Here is a 2,616-nt window from a genome sequence, read left to right as displayed (position 1 = left end):
TACGCGCCCGTCGCGTCGACGGCCAGCGGCCGGTCGACGGTGTCGTCGAGGTCGACGGTCGCGACCCGGTCCCCGCTGAGGACCCCGACGACCCCGAGGACCCCGACGACCCCGCGGTGGGAGACCCACCAGGTGCGCCCGCCGGCGTCCGCGAGGCCGGCCACGCAGTCACCGTCGGCGAGGTCGAGCGGCACGGTCGCCTCGGTCGTCAGGTCCGGGTCGCCCTCGGCGTCGGCGGTGGCGACGACGAGCAGCCGGTCGCGGGCCGCGACGACGACCCGGCCGTCAGCGGCGACGTCGAACGCCGCAGGGCAGTCCGCACCGCGGTCGGGCAGGTCCTTGGTCGCGCGCTGCCGCAGGGTGTCGGCGTCGACCAGGCGCAGCACCGGGCGGGCGGCGTCCCCGCACACGGTCACGAGCCGGCCGTGCGGATCGAGGTCGAGCCGGCGGCAGTCGTCGATGCCGTAGGAGCGGGTGCGCACCTGCGGCGACTCCCCCGCCGGGCCCTGCGCGGTCCCGCCGACCACCGGGCGTCCGACGTACGACGGCGTCACCCACGCGCCCGGTCCGGGCGGGATCGGCATCCAGCCGTCGGGGACGACGACCGCGGCGCCGGCGATCGCCAGCGCCGCCGCGACCCACCAGGCGACCACGCGCCGGGTCGGCCGGAGCCAGCCGCGCACCCGGGGGAAGTACAGGCACAGACCCGCGAGCAGCAGCACCAGCGGGCCGGCCGCGAGCACCAGGAGCGCCACGCCCACGAGCACGACCGTGCGCGCGCCCTTCACCCCGACCCCCTCATGCCGAGACGATCGTAGGTCCGACGGGGCCCTTGGCCCGGGCGACGCGACGGAGCACAGTGGGGCGCATGAAACGACTCTCGGACGTGAAGCGGATCGGATTCGGCGCGATGCGGCTGACGGGGCCGGGCATCATGGGCCCGCCGGCGAACCCCGACCAGGCCCGGCAGGTCCTGCAGCGTGCGGTCGAGCTCGGCGTCGACCACATCGACACCAGCGACTACTACGGTCCGTACGTCGTCAACGACCTGATCCGCGAGTCCCTGCACCCCTACCCGCCGGAGCTGGTCCTGGTCACCAAGGTCGGCGCCCGGCGCGACGAGACCGGCGCCTGGCTGCCGGCGTTCGAGCCCGACGACATCAAGGAGGCCGTGCACGACAACCTCGGCCGGCTCGGCGTCGAGCGGCTCGGCGGGGTCAACCTGCGGTTCATGGACGGCGGCGACAGCGACTTCGAGGCCCAGTGGACGGTGCTCGCCGACCTGCACTCCCAGGGCCTGGTGTGCGACCTCGGGCTGAGCAACTGCACGGCAGAGCAGGTCAAGATGGCCCAGGACATCGCGCCGGTCTCGATGGTGCAGAACGCCTACAACGTGGCCCACCGCGACGACGACGACCTCGTCGACTGGCTCGCCGAGCAGGGCATCTACTACGTGCCGTTCTTCCCGTTGGGCGGCTTCAGCCCCTTGGCGATCGAGGCGGTGCACGGTGTGGCGGCCAAGCACGACGCCACGCACATGCAGGTCGCGCTCGCGTGGCTGCTGCAGCGCTCGGAGAACATCCTGCTCATCCCCGGCACGAGCTCGGTCGAGCACCTCGAGGAGAACGTCCGGGCCGGCCGGCTCGTCCTCGACGAGGAGGACCTCGCCACGCTGGACGCGATCGGCAGGTGAGGGAACCGGTGCGGGTCAGGCCCGCACGGGGACGGGGACCAGCTCCTCCCCGAGGAGCCCCTCGCGGCGGGCGACCAGGACCGCGGCGCCGAGCGTCGCGGCGATCGCCAGCGCGTTGAGCATCAGCACGGTGACGGCCTTGACCAGCACGAACGTCTCCAGCGACTGGGACTGCAGCAGCCAGAGCGTCATCGACGCCTTGCCCAGGCACAGCACCGCCCAGCCGAGCGTGAGGTGCCGGAACAGACGGCGGATCCGCGGCCGGCCGTGCAGCTCCTCGTCCATGGGGTAGAAGTCGCCGGCCAGCCGCGCCACCATCGGCCGCGCGGTGGCGAGCGTAGCCAGGAACGTCACCCCGATCAGGCCGTCGCTGATGATCGGCTGGAGGAAGTACAGGTACGTGCTGTCGGTGGCCAGCGACAGCAGGGTCCGGCCGGTCATCACCACCGCGGTCAGGATCAGCAGTCCCGACGTACGCCGTCGCGTCAGCGCCCGCCACGCGATCGCTCCGTAGGACCAGGCCAGCGCGGCGAAGATCGCGACCCACACCCCCTCGAGCCGCAGGAAGGCGTAGAACACCGCGCCCGGCACCGCGCAGGCGACCAGCAGGCTGACGACCAGCCGGCGGACCACCGCGCGCAGGCTGGGCCGGTGGGTGGATCTGGGTTCGTCGAGGAGGGTCGTCATGGGCGTCCTGTCTGCCGTGCCCGATCGCCCGGCTACTGAAACCCATCGACCGGCATGATGGGGACATGAGCGACCCTCGCGCCGGACAGCCCGCGGAACCCTCCGACCTCGTCGACGTCGCGCACCTGGTGACGGCGTACTACACGGGGGTGCCGGACCCGGACGACGCCGACCAGCAGGTGGCGTTCGGCACCAGCGGGCACCGGGGGTCCTCGCTGCGCACCGCGTTCAACGAG

At 73.1% G+C, this 2,616-nt stretch carries 3 protein-coding genes and 1 pseudogene; 2 read left to right on the top strand and 2 right to left on the bottom strand.

What is annotated here, in order from left to right:
- Positions 1 to 788, bottom strand: a 788-nt coding sequence (locus tag VGD85_RS05430) for a hypothetical protein (protein WP_331062425.1), incomplete at its 3' end; no start/stop codon positions are given.
- An 80-nt stretch (positions 789 to 868) separates the two neighbouring features.
- Here VGD85_RS05430 and VGD85_RS05425 point away from each other — a divergent pair.
- The gene (locus tag VGD85_RS05425; protein WP_331062424.1) at positions 869 to 1,693 is read left to right on the top strand and encodes an oxidoreductase; all 825 of its coding nucleotides are present in this window, start codon (positions 869 to 871) and stop codon (positions 1,691 to 1,693) included.
- 15 nt (positions 1,694 to 1,708) lie between these two features.
- Here the strand turns inward: VGD85_RS05425 and VGD85_RS05420 are convergent, their stop codons facing one another.
- Positions 1,709 to 2,380: a VC0807 family protein gene (locus VGD85_RS05420; protein ID WP_331062423.1), complete on the bottom strand. Its 672-nt coding sequence runs from the start codon at positions 2,378 to 2,380 to the stop codon at positions 1,709 to 1,711.
- A gap of 65 nt (positions 2,381 to 2,445) precedes the next feature.
- On the opposite strand from VGD85_RS05420, the pseudogene VGD85_RS05415 reads away from it, so the two are divergent.
- Positions 2,446 to 2,616, top strand: a pseudogene (locus VGD85_RS05415) (phosphoglucomutase, alpha-D-glucose phosphate-specific); the annotation flags it as partial.

This window comes from Nocardioides sp. (genome assembly GCF_036401255.1).
In the GTDB taxonomy this organism is placed as follows: domain Bacteria; phylum Actinomycetota; class Actinomycetes; order Propionibacteriales; family Nocardioidaceae; genus Nocardioides.
Note: the sequence above shows the minus strand (reverse complement) of the source record. Positions and strands in the feature narration are given on the sequence as shown.

Excerpts from the sequence above, each read along its gene's own strand:
- VGD85_RS05420 (WP_331062423.1), bottom strand. The coding sequence starts at position 2,380 with ATGACGACCCTCCTCGACGAACCCAGATCCACCCACCGGCCCAGCCTG.
- VGD85_RS05425 (WP_331062424.1), top strand. The coding sequence starts at position 869 with ATGAAACGACTCTCGGACGTGAAGCGGATCGGATTCGGCGCGATGCGG.